The following is a 25,971-nucleotide window of genomic DNA, read 5'->3' as shown; positions in this document are numbered from 1 at the left end:
CATCTCTGTAATAAATCTGCTAACTAGCCGATCTAGGATTGTTTATCGTAAAGGCAAAAACGTTTTGCTTCCTATTTGAGCCTTTTAACAATATTTTCGCGTGAGCAATAAACACTAATTTCTATCTAACCACATTACTGAGGCTGATATGTCTGAGACCGAATTCCGACACGGAAAAAAACGTTTTTATGACACCATTAAATTCCCACGAGGGTTTGCTAAGTCGGGTGATTTTACTCTTTCAGAAGAGGAAATCCTAACCTTGTTTGGTGACACCATGCTTGCACTTGAGACTGGCGAACTTTCGCCAAGCAATTCAGAAGAAAAGCACTTCATCAAAGTGTTGTCTCACCCTCATAAGGCAAAGTCCAAGTTAGAGCGTGTTTGGTTGAAGTACATTCAACTGGCTCGTGGACGCCGTCGCTTTCATACCCTAAACGGCTGCAAACGCGGCGAAGTGCCTAGGGAAGAATACGAAAGTGAGTTAGTGTTAGAAGATTAGTAAAATCGCTCAAGGTGATACCTCATCACTTTGGGCTTTTTTTTGCCTTCAAGGCTTACACTTCAAGCTCGCTTTTTCTTCGTAATAGATAAGTTTAGCTAACCTGTTCGGTTTTACCAATATTTATAGATAATTCATAGCGATAGCGTGAATCAACATCTATTTCCAGCCACTCAGGCGGGTATCTAACCCAACTAAATTCTTCGAACCCCACTTAGCAACTTCCTTTTATCACGATAGTGGCACATTGCCATCATTATTTTTCACGCCTCAACTATACTCTCAAAGCCTGTGAGCACGCTAAAGCTCTTTAATGCGCCAAAGCTTGTAAAGCTGCAGAAACGAACAAACCCTTTCAGGCACTGAATCAAATCAACATTCCTGTATATGACAAGCGTATTAATCTTGTTTAACGCCACCAAATATCCATACAATTATTGTGCAATTTTGAGAGTTCTAGTCACAGATACGACGAAAAAAGCAAAAACTTGACCTAAAACAATAGCGGAACTCGATAACTTATTTTATAATGCGAATTAATGTTTCAGAACACTATAAAATTTAATTTCTAGGGGCAAAATCAATGAGACTTATTCCATTAAGCAACAAAGCTAAAGTAGGTAAATGGGCTGCTCGTCACATCGCAGATTCTATCAACAAGTTCGCTCCAACTGCTGAGCGTCCATTTGTACTAGGTCTTCCTACTGGTAGCACACCTCTAACTACTTACGCTGAGCTAATTGAACTTTACAAAGCTGGCGAAGTTAGCTTCAAGCACGTTGTAACATTCAACATGGATGAGTACGTTGGTATCGAACCAAACCACCCAGAGTCTTACCGCACATTCATGCACGAGAACTTTTTCAACCATGTTGATATTCAAGCAGAAAACATCAACCTGCTAGACGGCAAAGCTGAAGACATCGATGCTCACTGTGCAGCATACGAAGAGAAAATCCGTTCATACGGCAAAATCAACCTGTTCATGGGCGGCGTAGGCATCGACGGTCACATCGCATTCAACGAACCAGGTTCTTCTCTATCTTCACGTACTCGTATCAAAACGTTGACTGAAGACACTCGTATTGCGAACTCTCGTTTCTTCGATGGCGACATCAACCAAGTTCCTAAATACGCACTAACTATCGGTGTTGCTACTCTTCTAGACGCAGAAGAAGTGATGATCCTTTCTCTAGGTCACAACAAAGCGCAAGCGCTTCAAATGGCTATTGAAGGTTCTGTAAATCACATGTGGACTGTTACGGCTCTACAGATGCACCGTAAAGCTATCATCGTTGCTGATGAACCCGCTCAACAAGAGCTAAAAGTTAAGACTCTACGCTACTTCCAAGAGTTAGAAGCTGAGAACATTCAAGACCTATAATTTGATGTAGATCTTGATTACAGAATTAAAACCACTTCTTCTATCGGAAGTGGTTTTTTTTTTATGTCACAATCGTTATCAACTAGAAAATATGGAAATAGACATGTTGTTGAATGAAATTGTCGAGGTCATCGAACTGACTGACAGTGATCACCTCTCAGAGGCATTAGAAGAGTTTAACCTACACGGCGTAGTTCACTCTAGCCACCTTCCTTTTTTAAATGTTGTCTACGATAACGCCAAGCCTAATCTTCTGAAAAAGCTGGGGAATATTGGATTTAAAGGCAAGGTTCAATACACAAAATTGGTAAGCGGTGACTATATTATTTTCAATGCAGACACCTATACGCCCGAACAAGCTAGCTCAAAATTCAGGTAAAACAGACTTCAATTTATTAGGAACTGACTTAAATGACAGACACAACTAACCTAAGCAGTGAACAACTATCTCTACTTGGACAAGCTCTGCTTTCAGTACAAAGATTAGAAAATTCACTCTACCAATCGATTAGAGCACTTTGTAAACAAAACAGCTCTAGCGATGCCCAAGCCATTGAAGACCAGACTGCAGAGCAGTTCCTAAAGGGCACTATTGTAGAGTTAAAACCGATTATAAAACGGCTACATGATGTATTTGGTGAATCTCTTCCGCTTTCATCAACGGAGCTAAGTGAGTTTCTATACAAAAGAAACCTAGTCTCACTGAGTTTTTGGCAGGTAACGACAACAAGTATAAAAGGAAGTGAAAAGCTTGCGAACCCAACTCTATTTTTGCAAGAGCTCATCGCTCAGTGTGATCTGTGGTTGGCAAAGGTAGAGTCATAAGTAGCACCGAACTTACTTTCACTACCTAAAAATAGCTTAAGAGGTCAGGACATTCTCTTTCGCTAACTGCTGATGTATATCATTAACCGCTAGCACTATCGTAGAGCGCACTTTTTGAAAGTGACGCTCTAAAAACATACGCTTCATATCATCAGACATGCCTTCGACCAACTCCGGGTCATAGTCGATTGGCATCATTTTTTGAATAGCATTTATACGATTAAGTTCAAAAACAACATCTTGGTCCCAGAAATTTACCTGACCTTCTTGAATATTTACCCACTCTTTTAGAGTAACGAAAACTTCAATATCGTCATACACCTCTTTACTGATCACACCTAACCCTAACAATAGTTTTGTTCGAACAAGAATTTCGCCTAAAGGGCCATCAGTGGTAAGGAGAGGGTCAACAACAAATTTTACTGCGTAGTCATCTTTATAGAAGATACTTTTCAACAAAGCGTCCAGCATGTCTTCTAAGACATCGTAGGCGCACAGCAGGCACTCCGCAGCATTAGCTGATTCGGCTAGTTCTTCAAGTAAATCTGATTCGTGTGTTGTATGTATGGGCATGGTTGCTCTAAAAGAATAAAGTGCCACTGGTGTGGCACTTTGATGGTTTATCATTTCAATGCTAGATAAGCTTGTTCCGCTAGTTTAACAACTTCTGAGTCACTATTCAGCTCAGAATAATGCGCTAATGTCTCAGCAAAACCTTTTTCTGCGAACATTGCTTGAAGTTCAACCGCTTGCGGATCATCTTCATTCTTGTAATGGAACGCAGCGGCGATCGCTTTTACTAGATGAGCATTTGGTAGCCCGTATTCTAACGTACCATTCAGTGGCTTGACTAGGCGATCTTGTGGGCTCAGCTTACGAATAGGTTGACGACCAACGCGATCCACTTCATCACGTAGGAACGGGTTAGCAAAACGACCTAGAATCTTTTGGATGTAGGCAGCGTGAGCTTCTGGGTCAAAGCCGTAACGCTTAATCAGAACCGCACCGCTCTCTTCCATCGTTGCTGTTACCTCAGCACGAATTAAGTCATCTTCGATAGAATCTTTGATTGTCTCGTGACCCGCAAGCACACCAAGGTATGCCGTAACCAAATGACCTGTGTTTAGCGTGAACAGTTTACGCTCAACGAACGCCATTAGGTTGTCAGTGCATTCCATACCTGGGATCTTTGGAATCTCACCTTTGAATTGTGTTTGGTCTACGATCCACTCGCTGAACGTTTCAACCGTTACCGCTAGAGGATCTGTTTCGCCCGCTTCTGCCGGTGGAACAATACGGTCAACCGCTGAATCAACAAAGCCAATGTGCTGTTCAGTGAAGGCTTTCATTTCGTCAGAAAGGTGCTCTAACACTGCTGCTTTTAATTGGCTAGTACCGCGAACCATGTTCTCTGCCGCGATGATGTTCATTGGTGCAGTGTTGTTTTCTGCAGCACGCTTTTCAATGCCTTGAGCGATAGACTTAGAGATGATTTTAAGAACCGTAGGACCAACGGCTGTCGTCACAAGATCAGACTCAGCAATGCAATCTACAACTGCGCTTGTCGCCGAGTTTACTGCTGTCACATTCTTAACAACTTCTACAACACACTCTTCGCCAACAATCTTAACTGGGTATTCCTGGCGTTCAATTAACGCATTTACAACCGTTTCATTTACGTCAGCAAACGTAACCTTCATACCAGCATCAGAAAGAAGCTTACCAATGAAACCACGACCGATATTACCTGCACCAAAATGTAACGCTTTCATAATTTTGACCTTATAAATATTTGAATCTAGATAGCTAACTGCTTAACAACATGCCTTGACGATGTGCGCTAGGCATTAAGCACTAAGCTATTCAGACTAAATCTCTTAGAGAGATTAAGACCGAAAATGAGGCCAGTAGGGGGATACCGGCCTCCTTCACTCAGGAGCTTGACTAGAGCTTTTAGTTTCCGTTTAGAATACGTAGAACATCATCTGGGTTAGTTGTGTTCTGTAAGCATTCCACTGCTTCTTCGTCATCAAGTGAATTGGTAATAGCCATCAACACCATGTTGTGTTCATCGCCTTGTGCTGCAATACCGATAACCATCTTCGCGACATCATCTTCATCTTCGCCCCACTGAATACCTTCAGGGTATTGGCAGAAAACAATGCCTGTTTTTTGTACGTATTGTTTTGCTTCGATTGTGCCGTGTGGTACCGCGATAGACTCACCTAAGTAAGTAGACACGAGCTCTTCACGAGCAAACATACCGTCTACGTATTCAGGTAATACGTTGCCAAGTTTTACTAATTGGTCGCCAGCAAACTTAATAGCGTCTTCTTTCTGAGTCGCTTTAAGGCCAAGGAATATGCTGTCGTTAGTCAGTTCAAGCTTGTTGTCTTCTCGTGCTGGCGCTGCTGAAGGAGCTACTTTCGCTTCACCACTTTGCGCGTTTGTCAGTTCTGCAACTAGCTGGTCATAGACACTACCGTCTAGGAAGTTACTCAGAGACATGTGTATTGCACCTGGTACTGTGTTACTAGCACGATCTGTTAAGTCTTTATGCGTAATAACAATTTGCGAATCAGCCGGTAGATTGTTGATTGCGTAATTAGTTACTTCAATGTCTAGGCCTGCTGCGGCTACTTTTTTACGAAGTAAACCCGCCCCCATCGCACTTGAACCCATGCCCGCATCACACGCTACATATACCGCTTTTACATCGGCTAGATTCACGTTTGCTTCTGATGTTGCACCTTTAGAAGACGCTTTCATGTCTTTCATTTGTGCAGATGCTTTTTCTAGTGAATCTTCGTCATCACCACCTTGAGCTGAAGTCTTAAGTAGGATTGAAGCTACGATGAAAGACACAGCGGTTGAAGCAATAACTGAAAGTACGACACCTAGGTAAGAGCCTTTTGGCGTCATCAGTAGAACTGCGAAGATAGAACCTGGAGATGCTGGAGAGATAAGACCAGAGTCAAACATTACGTTAGTGAATACACCCGTCATACCACCTGCGATAACAGCAAGAATTAGACGTGGGTTCATTAGTACGTACGGGAAGTAAATCTCGTGGATACCACCTAGGAAGTGAATGATAGATGCACCGGCAGCAGACTGTTTCGCGCTACCTTTACCAAATACCATGTAAGCAAGTAGAAGACCAAAACCAGGACCTGGGTTAGCTTCAATTAGGAAGAAGATTGAACGACCAATCTCTTCAGATTGCTGGATACCTAGTGGAGAGAAGATACCGTGGTTAATTGCGTTGTTTAGGAAAAGGATTTTCGCAGGTTCAACAAAGATAGAAGCTAGAGGAAGAGCACCTGCTTCAACCATTGCGTTAACACCAGCAGCAAGTCCGCCAGATAGAATCTTAACCGCAGGACCAATCACGACAAACGCGATGATTGCGCAGATCATACCGATGATGCCAGCAGAGAAGTTGTTCACTAGCATTTCGAAACCGCTCTTCACTTTACCGTGAACAGCTTCATCGAATTTCTTAATTGCGATACCACCTAGAGGGCCGACAATCATTGCACCCATGAACATAGGGATATCTGTACCAACGATAACCCCCATTGTCGTGATGGCACCGACTACCGCACCGCGGTCACCACCAACCATTTTACCACCGGTGTAACCGATCAAAAGTGGCAGTAGATATGTGATCATAGGACCAACCATTGATGCTAACGTTTCGTTAGGCCACCAACCTGTTGGGATGAATAGTGCAGTAATGAAACCCCACGCAATGAATGCGCCGATGTTTGGCATTACCATATTGGATAAGAAACGACCAAAGTTTTGAACCTTAATCTTAGCTTCTGGTGATAACATAGGTAGAACCCCGTAATGTATTGGTTGGTCAAATGACCGAAAGTGTTTACTCAAAAGTCGATTAAAATGTATCACAACATTTCTAAAATGCACCTCGACCCAACTTTAGTGATGAACATCACACTCAAAAAACACTTTAGGGTTAACAAGGGCAATTTAGATCACAAAAACACCATGAATTAAAATTACAAAGACAAATTAGTGAGAATAGCTCCCATTTAGCGGTGATATGAATCACATTTTATTTTGTAATACTTAAAAATAAATAGTGACAGGAGTCACACTTAGTAAAAGATAGCATCTATAAACCATATAAACTGTATAAAAGAGCATCGCACCATGTATGAAAAACATGCACCCAGATGAATTAAACTGCTGATTACGTAATTTAATTACAGATTAAGCTACATTTTTCTAAAAATACAAAAGAGAGCAAACACTCATTAAAAACATAGACCAGTGAACTGCAGTTAGCATCAACAGTTGTGTTATTGTATTTCCCTATCCTATACAACAGCCCCTCAACATTAATCAGCAGTTCTACTGCTAATTGAGAAACAGACTATGCCAGACAAGATTTCCACATCAGCACTAGCCAAACAAAAAGGGATAGAAGCGAAGGCTCTATTCAGTGATTTGAAAACAGCTGGCTATATCGTGCGTTCACAGGAGCGTTGGGTACTCACAGAACGAGGCGAAAGCTTTGGTGGGGAATATGTCGAACATAAGAAGTTTGGTGTCTTTATTGTCTGGCCAGAAAAACTACTCATCGACCTAGATTCTTTCTCTGGAAAAACGCTAACGGCAACTCAACTAGGCAGTGCCTTTCAACTTAGCGCAAAAAAAATCAACCTGCTGCTCAGCGAGCTTGGTTGGATAACACGTGAAGAAGATGGTTGGCATGTCACCTCTACAGGCTTAAAAGCCGGTGGTGAGCAAAGGGAAGATAAAGCGACTCAAAACCTATTTGTGGTATGGCACGATTCGTTGGTTCGCAACAAACGTTTGAAGCAGTCTGTTGTCGAATTTCTAGGGCATGATGCTGAAAGCCACTCTACCGATGTCTCGTTTTCTAGCTTTCGTCAGAAATTTGAGGCGAAACACCGAACCTTAGACGGACATTATGTACGTTCAAAGGGAGAGCTGATCATCGATAACTGGCTTTATATGGCGGGAGTGGTTCATGCCTATGAACGTCCGCTCCCAATATCAAAAGAAGTAATGAGCGATTTCTACCTGCCAAGCGGCAAGGTATACATTCAGTTCTGGGGAACAGATTCAGGCCCTATAGAAGAAGACAAACGAAATGCGACCAAGAAAGTTTACCAAGAGCACGGTTTTAGCTTGATTGAACTTAACCCTGAAGATATCCCAAACCTCGACAGCGTACTTCCCTCTTTATTACGCCAATATGGAATCAAAGCTTACTAACTGGCTGATTTCCGAAAACCAACACACATCCAGATCACACTAATCAAATCATTATGGATATTTTTCACCATAGTAATTTGATGTGTTCGCTATTTTTCCCGAGTCATTCTTCTATTATCTTACACCCATCGACTTGAGCTACCCGATTTATTGGGGCATGTTCGATAGCCATTTAAGCGTTCGGTCTTTTAGAGGCTGACTGTTCTAGAAACGACTTCTATAGAGATATAGCCTAAATGCGTTATCCGTTTATTGTTGACGTTACCGAACATAAAACCCTACAACATTTATATTGATAGATATTAGGATTCAACATGACTCATCCAATCATTTCAGATCTAAACACTCGCTACACAGCTAAAAAATACGATGCAGAAAAGCGCATCTCTGCGGAAGACATGGAAGTAATCAAAGAAGCACTTCGTTTATCAGCTTCTTCTATCAACTCTCAGCCTTGGAAATTCATCATCATTGAGAGTGACGCAGCAAAACAACGCTTCCACAATACTTTCGAGAACATGTTCCAGTTTAACCAACCACATGCGAAAGAAGCGTCACATACGATCCTGTTTGCTCACGATCCTAAGTACACTAAAGAGAAATTCGCAAAGCGTGCTGACACCGAAGTAAGTTCTGGTCACCTACCCGCTGAAATGTATGAGCAATTCTTAGGTGCTTACGCATTCGCAGAAATGAACACAGACGAAACGGGTTTCAACGGTAACTGGACTAAGTCTCAAGTGTACATAGCACTAGGTAATACCATGCATACACTGGCTCGTCTTGGTATTGCATCAACACCGATGGAAGGCGTAGATGCCGCTATGATCGGCGAAGAGTTTGCTGACGAACTAGACGGTCACGTTGTTGATGTAGCGCTAGCTATCGGCTACCACAAGGACGGCGAAGACTACAACCACGGTAAACCAAAAGCGCGCCTAGCTCTTGATGAAGTGGTTACTACGTTATAACAGCTACTAAGCTATAAGAGTCACTACGCTGTAATAGCTAAAACAAACAAATCGCACTGCTTTATTTGGCCAGACTCTCGTCTGGCCTTTTTTATATACGAAACCAACCTAGCCTTCTACGATTAAAAGTTCACCGCAAGACCCACACATTGTCGTTGTTACCAAAGCCCTTATATACATATATTTATAATGTGATGAGGCCATATATCTTCCATTGTAAACTTTCAAGGCCGCTTTACTCACGTGAGACGGTGGCCATAACTCAAACACAATGACCGTTCAGAACCTCATAGATTCGATAACGGCTGAACGCTGAGGTTAACACGTACAATCTCTCAAAGGTCAGGCTCCGTGATTAATACGCACAAAAAAAGCCAGTCAACTGACTGGCTTTCTTGTATTCATCTTAGTGCGATTAGCTTATCGCATTTAGGCATAGACGAACATTAACCGATAAACGAGATGTACCCTTGCAGGATAATTAGGTTAACGATATCGATAAAGAAGGCACCAACGATTGGCACAACCATGAAGGCTTGTGGTGACGGGCCAAATCGGTTCACCAAAGAGCCCATATTCATTACCGCTGTTGGTGTTGCACCTAGGCCAAAACCACAGTGACCACCCGCCATAACCGCTGCATCATAGTTAGAACCCATTACTTTGAACGTCACAAAGTAAGAGAAGATACCTAACACCACAGCCTGAACCGCAAGGATAGCCAAGAACGGAATCGCAAGGTCAAAGATGTTCCACAGCTTCAGGCTCATTAACGCCATCGCTAAGAACAGTGACAATGACACCGTACCAAGAATATCAACCGTTTCGCTGTCCGTCTTATGCAGTTTAGTCACTTCAAAAACGTTAGTAATGAACACACCGATAAACAACGCGTAAACGAAGTCAGGAATCATCAACCAAGAAATTTCAAAAGTCGCTACCCACTGCTCTAAATATTTAGCACCCGTAATACAGATAAGAAGAATGAACAATACTTCAATCACCTTCTTCGCCGTCACTTTGTCTTCTTCATATTCGTTGTAAGTAACAAGTTCAGGAAAACGTTCGTGGGTTTGCGTGCCAGTGCCGTACTCAGATTCAAGCTGGTTCTTATCAATCAACTTTTGAGCGACGGGGCTACCGATAATACCACCGATAATCAAACCAAAGGTCGCTGAAGCCATCGCGATTTCTAGAGTATTCGCAATGCCAAACGTATCTGCAAAGGTTTGAGACCAAGCCGCGCCGGTGCCGTGACCGCCAGATAACGTGATAGAACCCGCGATCAAACCCATCAAGGGTTCAAGGCCTAGTGCCGTCGCAAGTGTTACGCCTACACCGTTTTGGATAATGATGTAAACCGAAGCCACCCCTAAGAATAGGAATACCTTAGCACCACCTTTCATCAGCTGTGTGTAGTTAGCCGCAAGGCCGACCGTTGCAAAGAACATCAGCATGAAGGTGTTCTGCAAGGGCAAAGAAAACTCAAGATCAAGGCCGTTAAAGTGCAGACCTGTAATAGCAAAAGCGACAATCAAGCCGCCGACAATGGGCTCTGGGATATTGTACTTTTTGAGAACAGGAAGCTTTGCATTGACGAAATGACCTAGAAACAAAACACTAATCGCGATTAGGAAGGATTCTAGTGGCCCAATTGAAATTAATTGATTCATATAACCTCTATTTTTTACGTTCTCATCTTCCTTAACGAGTCTAGTTTTATCTGTAATTATCTGTGCTGCTCTACCTATATTTATACAAACTGGAGAGAAATTGTAGATTCGAAAAGCGAACACATTACTGCGTTCACTTGGTGCCATGTTAGTGGCACGTTAACTTTTACAGGAGATCAAAGGATTTGTGACAACAATCACCTCTAAAAAGTTGAAAACGGCGTGAGTATTCTTGCCGCTGACTCCGCTTTTTTAATACCTAAAAAAGCAAAAAGGAGCTATTGCTAGCTCCTCTTTCATCACCATCGCTGGTAATTAGAATTTTTTCGGTGCGTAACCAGTCATAACCTCAATACGAAGCTCTTTACCGATCTTGGTCATTGGGTGAACAATCACGAGTCCTTTAACAGACTTCTTTAGTTTACCCATATCCGCTTGCTCAGCCTTAGTAATCTCACGCTTAAATGGCATATCAACCAGAGATTTACGCTCTTGGTTTACATCAAAGCTTTCTTTATGTTTCAGCTGAGCGATTTTCTTGGTTAGCTTCTTAATCTCATCTTCAAATTGACGAACAACAGGACGATCATTACGAGTTTTAGCAGCCGCTAACTTGTTGCGACACTTGTCTAGACGGTTGTTAATTTGTTGAAGTTCGTTTTTAACACTCATAATAATTTCCTAAGATTTAACAAGCCAATTCGGATTGGGGCGCGGATTATAGCACAAGGGTTCACTTGAACCGAAATTTATCTTAAACATCGCAACCTAAACGAATCATTTAAGGCCAACACAATAGGTCTAAAACAGAAACGCCCTTATTCTTTCGAGTAAACAATAAGGGCGAATGAGCATTTCCTAAGGAGCTGATTGACCCCATATTTTTTCGCGAAATTGAGGAATAAGTTGGCCAGCACCAAATTCATTCAGGTGATCGTCATCAACGTATGTTGGGTGATTGTTGATATCCCCTCGGCACTGCTGATCATCACAAAATATCGGTTCAGGGTCTATAAGAGTAACTCGACAGTTTTGGCTGATTTTTTCAAAAGATTTCGTAATCAATGCGGTTCTTTGTCGGTACTCTTCAAGAGGAATAGAAACCGAAATATCAGATTGATTTAGAATCGAATACTTATACATAGTTTTAGGTACATCTTTCTTAAGCTCAGGGATTGGCTTGACCAAATAAACAGGGTTAGATTGACTAAGCTCGCACATGGTCTTTTCAAAACTGGATAAGATTGAGTTCAGGTACTCTTCCGATCTGGTCTGAAACCTTTTGTCTCCTGCGATTAAACTGATCTGTACGTTCGCACTTTGCCATCCATCTTCATTCGAACCATATAGATAGCCACCCATTCTGTTAATGACAACAACAGGAACGTTAGGGTAATTAGTTTTAGCTTTAATTAACGATGCTGAGACAAAATCCCCACACTCTTCTGATAACTCACCACTTGAAAGCACTCTTTTGATACCTGAAATCGTCGGACATGCGCTTCTCGTCCAGTCGATGACCGATGTATCGTTAGGTGCTGACGCCTCAACACTTCTCACTATCGATGCGCCATGACTATCGCCTAAAACAATCGCGGATACGGGTCCTGAGCCATACTGACACTCAGGAGATGGTCCAAATTCGACGTGGCACTCTCCGCTTCGTGGATTCCGGTCATAGACACTTTGTGCAATGACTAGCTGTGTTTTATCCAGGCGCCAAAGTAATCCTTCACTTTCATAAATAACCTGCCCTATCAAGGCAATAAAGGAAGCAAGAATGAGAGGGTAATAGTTCAAAAAGAACTTACCGCCTTTGCGTGTCTCCTTAGGTCGGTAACTTTCAATGAACTTAAATGAAAGGATCCCCATCAATACCGATACCATTACTCCAACTATATTGTGAGTAATAGTGTTGCTCATGAGGTTCTTAATGAAAACACTAATAGGCCAATGCCAGAGATAAATTGAGTAGGAACATAACCCAACCCCTTGTATCAGCCGTGATTTATGAAAGGTAAAATTGAGGTCCAAATTCAAAAGCAGAATTATCGCGGTAGCAATGACCGGAATAAGCGTCACATGACTAGGCCAAAGTGTGCTGCTGTCGATCATGAAAGGAGATATAAACAGTGAGGCAATAGCAACTAACAGCAATAACTGAACATTGGATTTTTTGAATTCAATGGGCTCTCTTTTCAAAGCAACTACCGAACCTGCGAGCAGTTCCCATGCACGAGACGGTAATGTGTAATAAGAAGCCGAACTCCCCAAATACGCATAGTTATAAGCTAGACTTCCTATTAGAGTCGTTCCAATAGCAACGGCTGCACCTTTAGCTCCGAATAACTTGTAGGTCGCCATTAAAACGAGAGGATATAATACATAGAATTGCCATTCTACGGATAAAGACCAAGTGTGAAGCAACCACTTGCTTTGCGCGGCCACATCAAAGTATCCCGACTCTTTTAAATAGGTATGGTTAGAAACAAACCCGACACTGGTGAGAATATGCTTACCTAGTTTTCTTAACGCCCAAGGGTCTAGGTAAATAATGCCAACGAGTAACACAACAAGGCACATGACCGCTAAAGCAGGAATAATGCGTTTTGCCCTCGCTAAGTAAAAGCCCTTTAATAAGAAGGTATTAGTTTCCAAACTCGACATGATAATCTTTGTCATCAGGAAGCCTGAAATGACAAAAAACACATCCACACCTAAAAAGCCGCCAGTGATAAAACCCGGGAAAAAATGGAAAATGACGACGATTGAGACAGCTAATGCACGTAATGCATTGATGTCATACCTGAAATTTTTATTCATTATTTATTCGTTATAACCTTAAATCAATAAACGGCCTAAAACTACCCACAATGAAATTGGCGTAATATACCGGTTTCATTACGCTTCTGTTCTCACTTGTAGTTTTAGTAGTACTCCAATAAACACAAAGTACATGACAGCTAAATCACCATTCCTGAAAGGTGAATCGAATAGACACATGAAAGAAAAATAAACAACCGGTAACAATACAATAGGCGATAGCTTGTATCTAGAATTAAACAAAGGGTACATCAAACTAAGCATGAGAAGGGCAATGCCTACCAAGCCAGATGACGCTGCTTTATCAATATAATTGTTATGCAGGTGTGCATTAACGATAAACCTCTTTCCCGAATTTGTTGGAGTAAATGAGAGTTTATCTAATTGCGCTTCTTTATCGCCTCCAATGCCGAGCAAGGGGCTATCCACAAAGAAGTCGAACCCTGCTTGATACATTTGTAATCTTAAGCCTATGGAAGTATCCATGTTGCCTTGTGATATCTCATGGTACTCATGCAAGCTATAGTCAATACGTTCACTTACCACGTCATATTTCGACATCAAAAACACAGAAAAAACGACCATGGCACTACTACCAAGCAGCGTCTTGTACTGGCGATTCTTTATCATCATTTTGAATAGGACAACTAAACCAATAATAATAACGGCTAGTAGAGGTCCTCTTGAGCCCACCAAAAACATGGATAGAAAGCCTATAAATGCCAAGATAGCTATTGCTTGGGGCATTTTCCCTTCATATGAAATACTGCCAAGTGCGAGCAACAAAACAACAGCGAAGCCCTGTATTGAAGCAAAAATTAGAGCATTAGACGTCAAGCTCCCCCGATCCCCAGAGAGAAAAAAGATATAGTAAGCAACAAGGACAGTTGTACTGACAACAGAAGTGAAACATAAGTTCTGTATATCTGATAACTTAACAAAGCCATTTCGATAAAAAAGGAAAAATACCAAGCCAATCAAAGTTGCCCGCAACTCTTGACTGCTGAAACCATGCAACTCATAAGAGACAACAGCAAAAACAGAGAGCAAGAGCAGTATCCACACCCAGCCATCTTCAAACCAGTCATGCTTCTCCTTGTTTTTTCGGTACAAAAAAGCACAACAGACCGCAATCAATAAAGTGATACCCGCAAGTGGCTTACTCCCCTGACCTAGCCACACCTGAACGGTAACAATCCAAAACAAAGGCAGTGTAATGAGTATCTTTTGAATTAAATTCGTGTTGATTCTAACCATAACTAATCTAAAAATGCTGAGAAGAGTTGCACTCTAAAACAAACTTGCCACTGTCGCAAACGAACTGTAGTGACATACAGCGGAAAACAAAGAAACTCGTCCCTTTAGGGCATTGTCCATGAATCATTTACCTATAATTCATATGTCCAAACTCAGTCCATCTAACGGCTCTAGCACTTACAAAAAGAGCCACACGAATTGATCGAACACCACCCTCCCCGCGTATATCTCCTCGGATTACATTTGAACTAAGGAGCGCTATGTGCCTAATACACCTAGGAAGACCACACGGCCAAAAGCCGAATCAGAAACACCCGTAGAGTCTTCTCTAGAACTCGCTGTGTTTCCCCTTCCCATATTCCTGTTACCTGGAGGGAGACAGAGACTGCGCATTTTCGAGCCCAAATACCTTGCGATGGTTGCACACGCAGCGCAGGGCGATGGCTTTATCATTGCGACTCAAGACAACACCAGCTCCGAACGCCTGAGTTCTTGGGGGACAAAAGTGTCTATTGTCGATTTCAATATGTCCGATGACCAAATTCTGGAAATCGATGTTGAAGGCGAACAGTTGGTGCAACTTCACTCGTCCTTTCGCGACACAGATGATTTAATAAAAAGTGATTTCCGCCCTTTACCTCACTGGCCACAGCACAGCTATAAGGTGCCGAACGTGGTGACTGCGTTTCTTGTCGAGTTGTTTCGAGAACACGATTCAATCAGAGCGCTCTACCCCACACCTAATTTTGAAAGCCCTCAATGGATCTGTGCTCGACTACTCGAAATGATGCCTATCCCATTGGAAAAGAAAACAGAGTTCACCGAACCCGCTAGCTTTCCTTCTTTAGTTCCTTTTTTGAATCAAATCATTACAGGGCAATAAGCTCTTTTATTCACTATAGTTTTGTATAATATAAATTATTTAAATTAGAAGTGATCCCTCTCCGCCTTCACCACGTAATGTTAGACAAATTCGAACAACGGTAATTTGCTATGCAAGTGGAAAGTAGACGTTTGGGGATAGGTAAGGAGCACATCATTATTCCCGATAATAATTCACCTACCAACAACAAAGTTCCTACAGAGCTCTCAAGCTGGTTGATTTCGGTTGGTACAGATCGAGACAAGCAGGCATTTACCTGTTTGTTCAAGTTCTTTGCTCCCAAGATAAAGCGTTTCGGAGTTAGCAAGTTAGGCGGTGAAGCTGCTGCGAATGAGCTGGTTCAAGACACCATGACTAACGTTTGGAAGAAAGCCCATCTTTATAATGCAGATAAGGGCGCTGCGACGACTTGGGTCTACACCGTGATGCGAAATGCCGCTTTTGATATGTTGCGTAAGGTCAAAGCCAAAGCGGAACAGACTATCGCAGACGACATCTGGCCTATCGACGCGATGGTTGCAGAATCTCAAAGCGAGGAACTACCGTTTGGTGATCATTTGATGAGCCGACACGTAATGACTCAAATAGACAAGCTGCCTCTGGCTCAGAAAACCATCGTCAAAGGGGTCTATTTTCAAGAACTCTCTCAAGAGCAACTTGCACAACAACTTGGCGTCCCACTTGGAACGGTGAAATCACGTCTAAGACTCGCTTTAGCCAAACTTAAAGTTCACATGGGGGAACAAAGCCATGATTAAACATCACCCGAACGAAGCAATGTTGAAAGACTTTGTTGACGGCACGCTTGCTGACTCAGTGTCACTAATTGTTTCTAGCCATGTTGAGCTTTGCGAACACTGTCAAAAACAAGTAAGCATGTTGACAGCGCAAGCCGCTGACTCAGTCTTTGAAAGCGATACATCTGCCTTTGAAAAGGACACAGCTGGGCTAAAACTGTCTAACAGCGAAATTGATGCGTTCCTAGCCGACGAAGAATTTGATTTTGATGCTATTGATCATATCACAGCTGATTTGTCTCAGGCTGTCGAAGTCGCTGTTGAAGCGCAACAAGAGACTGTATCCAACACAACCTTCACGATTCCTCGCGCACTCAATTCAGTCGAAAGAAAAGACTGGTTGAACTTGGGCAAGATCTCTCGCGCACGTCTCGACTTCGATGACGAAGCTCACCACACGAGTTTGTTGCACATTGACAAAGATGGACAAGTGCCTTGCCACACTCACAAAGGCTTCGAAATCACCCTTCTTTTAGAAGGCAGCTTTGAAGATGAAATGGGTGTCTACAACAAAGGCGATTTCATCTGGTTGGATGGTAATCACACGCACCAACCTGCGACCAAAGAAGGTTGTGTGTGCTTGACCGTTTCAAGCGATGCGCTCTACTTCACAAAAGGCGTAAGTCAACTATTCAATCCACTTGGAAAATATATCTATTAATCCAGTTGCACGCTATAAATATACAGGATGGCATGATGCTATCCTGTATATCGTCAATACAGCTGAATAAAAACATCTACGGTGTAAAAATTAAAAACACACCCAGCTCTATAAGTATGATTAGCAATGTTGAAATATAAGAAAGTGCTCAGAGCAAGAGCAAAGGAGTTGGCCAATGGAAAAAAAAATTAAAATAGGTATCAGTGCATGTGTCGCTGGACATAAAGTACGTTTCGATACAGGTCATAAACGCTCTCGTTTTTGTACAGACGACCTAGCAGACTACGTGGAATTAGAACCTGTTTGCCCAGAAATGGCTATTGGCCTTCCAACCCCTCGTCCAACCATTCGCCAAACAAGAATGCTGGATGACATTATCCATGTATCTCGCCCAGACGGGTCAGGTGACGTGACCAACAAACTGATCGAGTTCGGTCAAAACTACTCAAAGAACAACCAACACATTGCTGGATTTATTGTGTGTCAGAAGAGTCCCACTTGTGGCATGGAGCGTGTGAAGGTGTACCACCACCATGGTCGCGGCTCTGAATCAACAGGTGTGGGTATGTTCACCCAGCAGATAATGGACGGTAATCCGCTGCTTCCCGTTGAAGAAAATGGTCGTCTTAACGATCCTATTCTGCGTGAGAACTTCATGACTCGAGTGTTCACTTACCAGAAGTGGCTAGACCTTGTTGACGAAGGAATTACGAAGCACAAACTGATTCAATTCCACAGCGTTCACAAGTACTTAGTGATGTGCCACCACGTAGAAGGTTATAAACGATTGGGTAAGCTGTTAGCGGGAAATGATCTCGACATTAACGAGCTTGCAGATCAGTACATCGAAGGTTTGATGACAGCGTTATCACACCATGCGAATCGTGGTAGCCATGCTAATACTTTGCACCACTTACAAGGTTATTTCAAAAAACAATTAAGTAGCGCTCACAAACAAGAGTTGACCAAACAAATTGCAGCTTTTCGAGAAGGTGTTATTCCCCTGTTAGTGCCGTTGACACTGATCAACCACTACTTAATGGAGTACCCGAACGAGTACTTGGAATCCCAGGTTTACCTCAACCCCCACCCACAAGAACTTAAGCTGAGATACGGATATTGAGCGACATTCTATGGATACGACGAGACCTGCGGATTCACGATAACCCGGCTCTCGTCTCTGCAGTTGAAAACGGCGTCTCTATCGCCGTTTTTATTTCAACTCCGCAGCAATGGCAACAACACCACCTTGCTCCAATAAAAGCAGATTTCATTTACCGACACCTCAAGCAGCTCGAATCACAGCTCGCGGAATTCGGTATCACTTTGCTGCACCTAAAAGCCACAGATTTTAACGACCAAGCCACAAAGCTTATCGACTTGTGCAAACAGCTCGATTCTCAGTCTGTTTACACCAATTCAGAGCCGGAAGTGGATGAGCAAGTTCGCGACCAACAACTCATCTCACGCGGTGTGAACCTCCAAATAAGCCACTGCGACGTGATGCTGCCATTGGGTAGCGTACTTAACCAGCAAGGCGAGATGTTCAAGGTATTCACTCCTTTCAAAAACGCTTGGTTAAAACAGGTTCAAGCTAAAGGCATCGAGTGCAGTCATGCTCCGGTGATACCAGCTGAAAGCCCTGATGACCAATGCTTAAAAACGCAGTTACCTGACAGCCTTTCAGCCTATCGACTTGCCGATGATTACGACTTCGATTTCCCTCGTGTTGATTCAAGTCGCTGGCCAATGAGCGAAAATGTGCTAAGCAGCGTGATCCCCAACTTCTTGGCTAACAAAGTCAATGATTATGCACACCTGAGAGACATCCCTTCGGTAAAAGGGACATCTGGACTGTCACCTTACTTGACGATCGGTGCAGTGAGCCCAAGATGGTTAGCGATTCAATTGATTCAGCAACAACCTGATCTGCTATTTGACTCGCAATTACCTGCCTTTTCTTGGCTTAATGAATTGATTTGGCGGGATTTTTATAAGCATTTAATGTTTCATCATCCTAAACTGGTTAAAGGCGCTAACTTTCAACAAAAGTACAATGGCTTAGATTGGTACCAGGATCACCCAAGCTTCAAAGCTTGGTGTGAAGGAAAAACCGGCTATCCGCTAGTTGATGCTGCCATGCGCCAATTGGTTGATACAGGTTGGATGCACAACAGACTAAGAATGGTGGTGGCGAGCTTCCTGACCAAACACCTGCTGATTGACTGGCGTTGGGGCGAGCGATTCTTTATGACGCACCTTATCGATGGCGATTTCAGCGCTAACAATGGTGGTTGGCAGTGGGCTTCAAGTACTGGCTGTGATGCTCAACCTTACTTCCGAATTTTCAATCCAATCACCCAGAGTGAAAAGTTTGATCCGGAAGGAATTTTTATTCGTAAGTACATACCAGAGCTGCAAAATATTCCTGACAAGCATGTGCATTTTCCACATAATTACATTGCAAAAAACGGAATTAACAGCGAATACTGGCAACCCATCGTAGAACACAAAGAAGCACGATTGAGAGCCTTAGCCTTTTTCAAATAATTAGAGTGAATATTATGGATAACTCTCTATGGCTTGATAATTTTCTCAACATGTATCGAGAGCTCGGAACCGACAAATTCGACGTGCTAAAGACGGTTTATCACCCTGATATCGAATTCCAAGATCCGCTGCATCATGTCAGCGGAATTGCTGCGCTAACTCATTACTTCGAAAACATCTACACACAAGTGACTAGCTGTGATTTCCACATCGAGCATGTTTTTGAAGCCGATGGTGAAGCCGCGGTGTATTGGACGATGCGATTCGCTCACAAGCAACTGAATGGCCAAAAGCCTATCGAAGTTCAAGGACACAGCCGTATCAAAATGCTCGATGACCAAGTGATCTATCACAGAGACTACCTCGACGTCGGTTCTATGTTGTACGAGCACATTCCGGTATTGGGCTGCGCAATCAAATCCATCAAAAAAAGAGCGAGCCGATAATGCGTATTATGATCACAGGCGCGACCTCTGGTATCGGCCAATCACTGACACTCAATTATGCTCAACAAGGGCATCAGGTGATTGCCTGTGGCCGTAACCCAGACAAACTACAAGCCTTAGTCGATTCTCACGAGACAGATTTATCTCACTCGTCGATAGAGTCACTTTGCTTTGACCTAACCGATTACCACAACTTCCCCGAGCTAGACCAAAACCAGCAGCTCGACCTGCTGATTTTAAACGCGGGGGATTGTGAGTACATCGACGACCCATTGAATTTTGATGCAGAGCTTTTCGAGCGCGTCATCAACATCAATCTAATCTCAATTGGCTACGCCTTAAAAGCGTGGCTCAAAAATATCAAACCCGGCGGTCGCTTGGTTTTGGTAAGTTCAAGCGCCAGCTTTTTGCCTTTGCCTAGAGCCGAGGCTTATGGTGCTTCAAAGGCGGCACTCACATATTTAGGTAGAACGCTTTCGGTTGACTTAGCACAGCACGATATCCATGTCTCAATTGTGCACCCTGGCTTTGTAGAAACACCATTAACCGAGCGAAATACATTCTCTATGCCTATGATTATTAGTAGTGAGGCCGCAACTCAGCGAATCGTAAACGGTATTGCTCAAGGGAAGAGTGAGATCGATTTCCCAAGACGATTCATCATGTTAATGAAGCTATTAAGAATGCTTCCAACTTCAGTTTGGCAAAAACTCGCTTCAAGGATGGTATAACAATGAAGAAAATCGCCATTATTGGTTCAGGCATCTCTGGACTCACTTGCGCGCATATATTAGATAAGCACCACGACGTAACAGTATTCGAAAAAAATGATTACGTTGGGGGGCACACCGCCACCGTTGATATTGAACATCAAGGCTCGGCGTTTTCTATCGACACAGGCTTTATCGTATTCAACGATCGAACCTATCCAAATTTCAACCAACTCCTCGAGCAACTGGGCGTCGAAAGGCAACCCACCGAGATGAGTTTCAGCGTTCACAACACCACCACTAAGTTTGAATACAACGGCCACAGCATTAATTCGTTGTTCGCTCAGAGGAGCAACATCTTCAAACCTCAATTCTGGTCTTTGGTTTCTGACATTCTCAAGTTCAACAAACTGTGTAAGGCTCAGTTTGAAAGCAATGAGTTTACTCCAGACGTTACCCTTGGCAGTTTCTTGCGTGATAACCAATTTTCTGACTTCTTTAGTCAGCACTACATTCTGCCGATGGGTGCCGCTATTTGGTCGACAAGCTTAGAAGAGATGGAAGAGTTTGAGCTCAAGTTCTTTATCCAGTTCTTCTATAACCATGGCCTACTCGATATTGCTAACCGCCCGCAGTGGTATGTGATTCCTAAAGGGTCTCGCTCTTATGTTGAGATCATCCTTTCGCGTTTGAACAAACCAGTCGCGTTGAACACATCGATCAAACAGGTCACCCGCCAAGAGACTGGCATTACCATTGAATTTGAAGATGGCGGTACACAAGACTTCGATGACGTGATATTCGCTTGTCACTCAGACCAAGCCCTGCAGCTACTGGGTGACGCAACTGAACAAGAGCAACAGGTACTAGGCGAGATCCCTTACAGCCGCAATGAAGTGGTTCTGCACACAGACACCAACCTGCTACCAGACAGAAAACTAGCGTGGGCGAGCTGGAACTACATGCTCGATGGCAATAGTAAACGACCAGCTTGTGTTACGTACAACATGAACATTCTGCAAGGTATCGAAAGCCAAGACACCTTCTGCGTGACCTTGAATCAGAGTGAAGCGATTGCTCCAGAGAAAATCATTCGAAGCTTTGTGTATCACCACCCTGTTCTGAATTCGAACACGGTGAACGCACAGCAGCAACGTGAAAAAATCTGCGGCCAAAACAAGACCCACTTTGCAGGCGCTTATTGGTACAACGGATTCCATGAAGATGGCGTCCACAGTGCACTCGATGTGACTAAACGCTTCGGCCTAGATTTGAGTACGAGTTCAACACTATGAACACGCACACCATGACACCCGACATGGGAATTGCATCCGAAAAGAGTGAAGAGCTCAGCGGCATTTACTGGGGTAACGTACGCCACCGCCGCTTTGGCGATATTACTCATGAATTTAGCTACCAGTTGTACATGATGGGATTAGATCTCGATGAAATCCCTCAAACAACCACTCGCAGTCGCTTATTCGGTACTCAATGGTATAACCCGATTCGCTTTGTCGAATCGGATTATCTCGCTGAAAAAAAAGAAAATTTCACGACTGATGAACCTAAATCACTAAAGCAACGTATAGCTTCCAAAGTACAACAACTTGGTGGGGTTTGGTCTGATTCAAACCGCGTCATAATGTTGGCTCAGTGTCGTTGTTTAGGGGTTTATTTCAGCCCAATCAACTGTTTTTTCTGTTACGACGAGACTGGTGATTGTCGCTACATGTTGGCTGAAGTGAGTAACACGCCTTGGCGAGAAAGACACTATTATCTCATCGACATGCACAAAGAGTTGAAAGTTAAAAAAGAGTTTCACGTTTCACCGTTCATGGATTTAGACATGAACTACTTGTGGAAAATAAAACCACCAACGAAACGGACTTTAGTACACATCGAAAGTCATCGTAGCGACAAGATTTTTGATGCGACACTAGCACTCTCAAAGCAGTCGGTAACAAAAGTAAACATTAGGAAAACGGTACTGCGGATCCCAGCAATGACAATCAAAGTTGTAATGGGTATCTATTTTCAGGCTCTCAAATTATTTCTGAAAAAAGTACCGTTTGTGGCGCATCCAGACTCAGCGTCTAAAACGCCTTAAAGGTATATAAATTGAAGGCTTGGGTTGGCTTAACGAGACCAACAGTTCAACCCTCAGCCAGTAAAACTAAATTTAAAACAATTTCTCAGCGAGGTTTCCATGGAACAGCTTGCCAAACAAAACAACGTAGAACAACAAGCTAAAGCCGTTGCTGTTTCAAGCAACTGCAAATATCGAGCTCTGATTTTCAAGGTTCTAGAACGTCTGCAATTCGCAAAACTCGAAGTGATAGAACGAGACCAACATTCGGTGTTTGGAGACAGAGAAGCGACCTTAAGCGCTCAAATTGTTATCCATGATGCGAGCTTTTATCGAGATGTTGTGATGAGCGGCAGTATTGGTGCATCTGAGGCCTACATTGATGGAAAATGGACCAGCCCAGATCTTACCAAAGTGATTCAAATCATGGCTCGAAATCAAGCACAATTAGACGAGCTTGATGATAAAACACAATGGATATCTCGCATCAAAAACCTTTTATTGCGACGTAAGAATGCCAATACCGAGCAAGGGTCTAAACGCAACATTTTAGCTCACTACGACATCGGTAACGAACTGTACGAGCGATTCCTAGACAGCTCAATGCAATACTCATCGGCTATCTACAGCGAAGACGCGTTAACCCTTTCTCAAGCACAACAAAACAAGATGAAAACCATCTGTGAGCGTTTAGAACTGTCTGAATCAGATAACGTGGTTGAGATAGGCACTGGCTGGGGCGGATTAGCGATATTTATGGCTCAGCACTACGGCTGCCACGTTACGACCACGACCATTTCAGACGCTCAGCACGAGTTGGCAGAACAGCGAGTCAAAGCGCTCGGCTTAACCGAAAAAATCACCCTACTGAAAGAGGATTATCGCAACCTCACTGGTGAGTATGACAAGTTGGTCTCTATCGAGATGATAGAAGCGGTTGGGCACGAGTATCTACAAACCTTCTTTGAAAAGTGCTCTTCTCTGTTGAAGCCTTCAGGAAAAATGCTGATTCAAGCGATTACCATTGCCGACAGTCGTTATGATAAATACCGTAAAGGCGTCGACTTTATTCAGAAGTACATATTCCCCGGTGGTTGTTTACCTTCGGTAGCCGTGATGACTCAACATCTTGCGACCAGCACCGACCTTGTCGTCCAAGAAATTGATGACATTGGCCTGCACTATGCTCGAACGCTTAATGATTGGAACATCGCCTTTGAAAACAGCTGGGAAGAACTCGAATCATTGGGCTATTCAGAAGAGTTTAAACGCCTTTGGGTCTTCTACTTCTGTTACTGCGAAGGGGCATTCCTAGAGCGCGTGATCAGCACTCATCACCTTGTCGCAAGAAAACCTCGTTACTTTGGAGCAAAAGATGAAACGGTTTTGGATTATTAATCTCGTTCTGTTTCAAGCGACCTGGGTTTGCAGCGCATTCTTTACCGCGCAAGCCCCGTTCGTTACGCCACTGATCGTGGTGCTTCACTTCATTCTCTCTCCAACTCGCAGTAGCGACTTGAAAATACTCGTCTTATTACCATTGGGGCTATTGCTTGATAGCCTCATGCTTCACTTCGGCGTGTTTACCGTCGACTCTGATATTGCTAACCAATCTTGGTTCCCAGTTTGGCTCATTTGCCTGTGGATCATGTTCTTAATCAGTTTCAATCACAGTCTGAATTGGCTTTTAAAATGCTCAAAAGTGATCTTGTTTGTCATAGGGTTCGTAGCAGGTACTAGTAGTTATTGGGGAGGCATCAAAGCAGGCGCCCTTCTTACTACCTGGCCAGATGCATCGGTGCTCGCTGCCCTTGCAATAAGTTGGGGGATTTTGTTGCCCTTACTGGTGGCCGCTTACTCCAACTTAGTACAACCCAAAATGGCAACAACGAGGTGACTTATGGCTTATTCACGCAACCCGACACAAACGTTCAAATCTGAGCGAGGTATTGTTCGCACTCATCAGCAAGCAAAAAACACACTTCTAAGCTTTATTACTCTCTCGATGATTTTTGCTGCGTTGTTATTTGCCGGAAACGCCAAAGCCTCTGCTGTCGATGATTTAAGCAAACGTGGCCAAGGCGAAATGAGTTATCTGTTCTGGACTCTCTACTCCGCTGAATTCTACGCGACTCCAACCAACTCTGAACGAGCCTTAAAGCTTGAATATTACCGCTCTATCGATAGCAAAGACCTCGTAGACGCTACCGAAGATCAGTGGAACAAGCTTGGCTACTCTAACAGCAACATTCAACGTTGGTTGAAACCCTTGTACTCGATGTGGCCAAACGTAGAAGCAGGAAACACGCTCACCATTCGTGTCGCTGAAGACAACGTAAGTCGCTTCTATTTCGATGAACAACCGATCGGCACCATCCAAGACAAGCAATTTGGTGAAGCCTTTCTAGCGATTTGGTTATCTGAAAACACATCCGAGCCCGGCCTTCGCAAACAACTATTAGGTTTAAATAAATGAGTCCAAAAACAAAAATAATAAAATTCGCTCTGGCACTGCTTTCTCTCACTTGGTTAGCGGGTTGTGGCTCGGCAAGTTTAGATAACCACGTAGACACCACTCCCGAACTCAAACTTGAAACCTTCTTCAATGGCGAGTTAATGGCCTACGGCATCGTGCTCGACCGTTCTGGCAATTTACTGCGACGTTTTGACGCCAAGCTAATCGCCACGTGGGACGGTGACAATGGAGAGATCAAAGAGTGGTTCTCCTTTGCTGATGGTGAGCGTTCAACTCGCGTTTGGAACCTCATCAAAACCGGTGACAATACCTACACAGGCACCGCCAACGATGTCGTTGGCACGGCATATGGAGAGACCCAAGGTTCAGCGCTTTACTGGAAATACGATTTAGAAATCGAAGTAGACGGTAGCACCTATGAAGTAGTGCTTGATGATTGGATGTTCTTGATGGACGACAAACGCCTGTTTAACAAAACCGAGATGTCTAAGTTCGGCTTTAAAGTTGGTGAAGTGATTTTGTATATCGAGAAACTTTAATTAACTGTCGTTTCTGATTCTCATATCCATCAGCGATCACCTCTACACCAAAAGACAATCTCAGCCCGCAAACAATCTCAACCCACAACAGAAAATTGTGGGTTGTTCTGTTTAATC

At 43.3% G+C, this 25,971-nt stretch carries 26 protein-coding genes; 19 read left to right on the top strand and 7 right to left on the bottom strand.

Annotation, left to right across the window (positions count from 1 at the left end; genetic code table 11):
- Positions 1 to 148: 148 nt before the first annotated feature.
- The 4 genes from AB4407_RS13855 (at position 149) to AB4407_RS13840 (ending at position 2,711) form a co-directional block, all read left to right on the top strand.
- Positions 149 to 502 carry a DUF413 domain-containing protein gene (locus AB4407_RS13855; RefSeq protein WP_372120976.1) on the top strand — a complete coding sequence of 118 codons (354 nt, stop codon included), beginning with the start codon at positions 149 to 151 and terminating at the stop codon, positions 500 to 502.
- 583 nt (positions 503 to 1,085) lie between these two features.
- On the top strand, positions 1,086 to 1,886 hold the full coding sequence (nagB, locus tag AB4407_RS13850; RefSeq protein ID WP_019819998.1) for a glucosamine-6-phosphate deaminase: 801 nt from the start codon (positions 1,086 to 1,088) through the stop codon (positions 1,884 to 1,886).
- 103 nt (positions 1,887 to 1,989) lie between these two features.
- Positions 1,990 to 2,265: a hypothetical protein gene (locus AB4407_RS13845; RefSeq protein ID WP_372120975.1), complete on the top strand. Its 276-nt coding sequence runs from the start codon at positions 1,990 to 1,992 to the stop codon at positions 2,263 to 2,265.
- A 32-nt stretch (positions 2,266 to 2,297) separates the two neighbouring features.
- The gene (locus AB4407_RS13840) at positions 2,298 to 2,711 is read left to right on the top strand and encodes a glucosamine-6-phosphate deaminase (RefSeq protein ID WP_139683589.1); all 414 of its coding nucleotides are present in this window, start codon (positions 2,298 to 2,300) and stop codon (positions 2,709 to 2,711) included.
- A gap of 36 nt (positions 2,712 to 2,747) precedes the next feature.
- Here AB4407_RS13840 and AB4407_RS13835 read toward each other — a convergent pair whose 3' ends face one another.
- The 3 genes from AB4407_RS13835 to AB4407_RS13825 form a co-directional block, all read right to left on the bottom strand.
- Positions 2,748 to 3,284 (bottom strand): MltR family transcriptional regulator, encoded by a 537-nt coding sequence (locus AB4407_RS13835; protein WP_017100724.1) that lies wholly within the window; start codon positions 3,282 to 3,284, stop codon positions 2,748 to 2,750.
- A 50-nt stretch (positions 3,285 to 3,334) separates the two neighbouring features.
- The gene (locus tag AB4407_RS13830; protein WP_372120974.1) at positions 3,335 to 4,483 is read right to left on the bottom strand and encodes a mannitol-1-phosphate 5-dehydrogenase; all 1,149 of its coding nucleotides are present in this window, start codon (positions 4,481 to 4,483) and stop codon (positions 3,335 to 3,337) included.
- Between the two features lie 181 nt (positions 4,484 to 4,664).
- Positions 4,665 to 6,551, bottom strand: coding sequence for a PTS mannitol transporter subunit IICBA (locus AB4407_RS13825; RefSeq protein WP_372120973.1), 1,887 nt, complete (start codon positions 6,549 to 6,551; stop codon positions 4,665 to 4,667).
- A 564-nt stretch (positions 6,552 to 7,115) separates the two neighbouring features.
- Between AB4407_RS13825 and AB4407_RS13820 the strand changes: the two genes are divergently transcribed.
- Together AB4407_RS13820 and AB4407_RS13815 are read left to right on the top strand one after the other, a co-directional pair.
- Entirely contained in the window at positions 7,116 to 7,982 is an 867-nt protein-coding gene (locus tag AB4407_RS13820; RefSeq protein WP_009846100.1) for a hypothetical protein, read from the top strand.
- Positions 7,983 to 8,296: 314 nt separating this feature from the next.
- Complete coding sequence (locus AB4407_RS13815) at positions 8,297 to 8,953, top strand: NAD(P)H-dependent oxidoreductase (RefSeq protein WP_046223001.1); 657 nt, start codon at positions 8,297 to 8,299, stop codon at positions 8,951 to 8,953.
- 446 nt (positions 8,954 to 9,399) lie between these two features.
- Here the strand turns inward: AB4407_RS13815 and gltS are convergent, their stop codons facing one another.
- The 4 genes from gltS to AB4407_RS13795 all read right to left on the bottom strand — a co-directional run bounded on the left by gltS (position 9,400) and on the right by AB4407_RS13795 (position 14,706).
- Positions 9,400 to 10,626: a sodium/glutamate symporter gene (gene gltS, locus AB4407_RS13810; RefSeq protein ID WP_372120972.1), complete on the bottom strand. Its 1,227-nt coding sequence runs from the start codon at positions 10,624 to 10,626 to the stop codon at positions 9,400 to 9,402.
- Positions 10,627 to 10,941: 315 nt separating this feature from the next.
- A complete protein-coding gene (locus AB4407_RS13805) occupies positions 10,942 to 11,298 on the bottom strand; it encodes a YibL family ribosome-associated protein (protein ID WP_086051420.1) in 357 nt (118 codons plus the stop codon).
- Between the two features lie 186 nt (positions 11,299 to 11,484).
- Entirely contained in the window at positions 11,485 to 13,449 is a 1,965-nt protein-coding gene (locus tag AB4407_RS13800; RefSeq protein WP_372120971.1) for an acyltransferase family protein, read from the bottom strand.
- Between the two features lie 78 nt (positions 13,450 to 13,527).
- Positions 13,528 to 14,706, bottom strand: coding sequence for an O-antigen ligase family protein (locus AB4407_RS13795; RefSeq protein WP_372120970.1), 1,179 nt, complete (start codon positions 14,704 to 14,706; stop codon positions 13,528 to 13,530).
- A gap of 262 nt (positions 14,707 to 14,968) precedes the next feature.
- On the opposite strand from AB4407_RS13795, the gene AB4407_RS13790 reads away from it, so the two are divergent.
- The 13 genes from AB4407_RS13790 (at position 14,969) to AB4407_RS13730 (ending at position 25,854) form a co-directional block, all read left to right on the top strand.
- Positions 14,969 to 15,589 carry an LON peptidase substrate-binding domain-containing protein gene (locus tag AB4407_RS13790; protein ID WP_372120969.1) on the top strand — a complete coding sequence of 207 codons (621 nt, stop codon included), beginning with the start codon at positions 14,969 to 14,971 and terminating at the stop codon, positions 15,587 to 15,589.
- Between the two features lie 110 nt (positions 15,590 to 15,699).
- Positions 15,700 to 16,347: a sigma-70 family RNA polymerase sigma factor gene (locus tag AB4407_RS13785; RefSeq protein ID WP_372120968.1), complete on the top strand. Its 648-nt coding sequence runs from the start codon at positions 15,700 to 15,702 to the stop codon at positions 16,345 to 16,347.
- Positions 16,340 to 17,047 (top strand): ChrR family anti-sigma-E factor, encoded by a 708-nt coding sequence (locus AB4407_RS13780; protein WP_372120967.1) that lies wholly within the window; start codon positions 16,340 to 16,342, stop codon positions 17,045 to 17,047. The genes AB4407_RS13785 and AB4407_RS13780 overlap by 8 nt, the downstream gene beginning before the upstream one ends.
- 175 nt (positions 17,048 to 17,222) lie before the next feature.
- A complete protein-coding gene (locus AB4407_RS13775; RefSeq protein ID WP_372120966.1) occupies positions 17,223 to 18,170 on the top strand; it encodes a YbgA family protein in 948 nt (315 codons plus the stop codon).
- Entirely contained in the window at positions 18,167 to 19,597 is a 1,431-nt protein-coding gene (gene phrB, locus AB4407_RS13770) for a deoxyribodipyrimidine photo-lyase (protein WP_372120965.1), read from the top strand. Before AB4407_RS13775 ends, phrB begins: the two co-directional genes overlap by 4 nt.
- Before the next feature lie 14 nt (positions 19,598 to 19,611).
- Positions 19,612 to 20,043, top strand: coding sequence for a nuclear transport factor 2 family protein (locus tag AB4407_RS13765; protein WP_372120964.1), 432 nt, complete (start codon positions 19,612 to 19,614; stop codon positions 20,041 to 20,043).
- On the top strand, positions 20,043 to 20,774 hold the full coding sequence (locus AB4407_RS13760) for an SDR family NAD(P)-dependent oxidoreductase (RefSeq protein WP_372120963.1): 732 nt from the start codon (positions 20,043 to 20,045) through the stop codon (positions 20,772 to 20,774). Before AB4407_RS13765 ends, AB4407_RS13760 begins: the two co-directional genes overlap by 1 nt.
- 2 nt (positions 20,775 to 20,776) lie before the next feature.
- Positions 20,777 to 22,048, top strand: a complete 1,272-nt coding sequence (locus AB4407_RS13755) for an NAD(P)/FAD-dependent oxidoreductase (protein ID WP_372120962.1) — start codon at positions 20,777 to 20,779, stop codon at positions 22,046 to 22,048.
- Positions 22,045 to 22,860, top strand: coding sequence for a DUF1365 domain-containing protein (locus AB4407_RS13750; protein WP_372120961.1), 816 nt, complete (start codon positions 22,045 to 22,047; stop codon positions 22,858 to 22,860). Before AB4407_RS13755 ends, AB4407_RS13750 begins: the two co-directional genes overlap by 4 nt.
- Before the next feature lie 99 nt (positions 22,861 to 22,959).
- Positions 22,960 to 24,237 carry a class I SAM-dependent methyltransferase gene (locus AB4407_RS13745; protein ID WP_372120960.1) on the top strand — a complete coding sequence of 426 codons (1,278 nt, stop codon included), beginning with the start codon at positions 22,960 to 22,962 and terminating at the stop codon, positions 24,235 to 24,237.
- The gene (locus AB4407_RS13740) at positions 24,215 to 24,736 is read left to right on the top strand and encodes a DUF2878 domain-containing protein (protein ID WP_372120959.1); all 522 of its coding nucleotides are present in this window, start codon (positions 24,215 to 24,217) and stop codon (positions 24,734 to 24,736) included. The genes AB4407_RS13745 and AB4407_RS13740 overlap by 23 nt, the downstream gene beginning before the upstream one ends.
- 3 nt (positions 24,737 to 24,739) lie before the next feature.
- Positions 24,740 to 25,315, top strand: a complete 576-nt coding sequence (locus AB4407_RS13735; protein ID WP_372120958.1) for a chalcone isomerase family protein — start codon at positions 24,740 to 24,742, stop codon at positions 25,313 to 25,315.
- Positions 25,312 to 25,854, top strand: coding sequence for a DUF3833 domain-containing protein (locus AB4407_RS13730; RefSeq protein ID WP_372120957.1), 543 nt, complete (start codon positions 25,312 to 25,314; stop codon positions 25,852 to 25,854). Before AB4407_RS13735 ends, AB4407_RS13730 begins: the two co-directional genes overlap by 4 nt.
- Positions 25,855 to 25,971 lie beyond the last annotated feature (117 nt).

This window comes from Vibrio sp. 10N.261.46.E11 (assembly GCF_041472735.1).
Lineage (GTDB): Bacteria > Pseudomonadota > Gammaproteobacteria > Enterobacterales > Vibrionaceae > Vibrio.
This window is presented reverse-complemented; position numbering and strand designations above follow the sequence as displayed.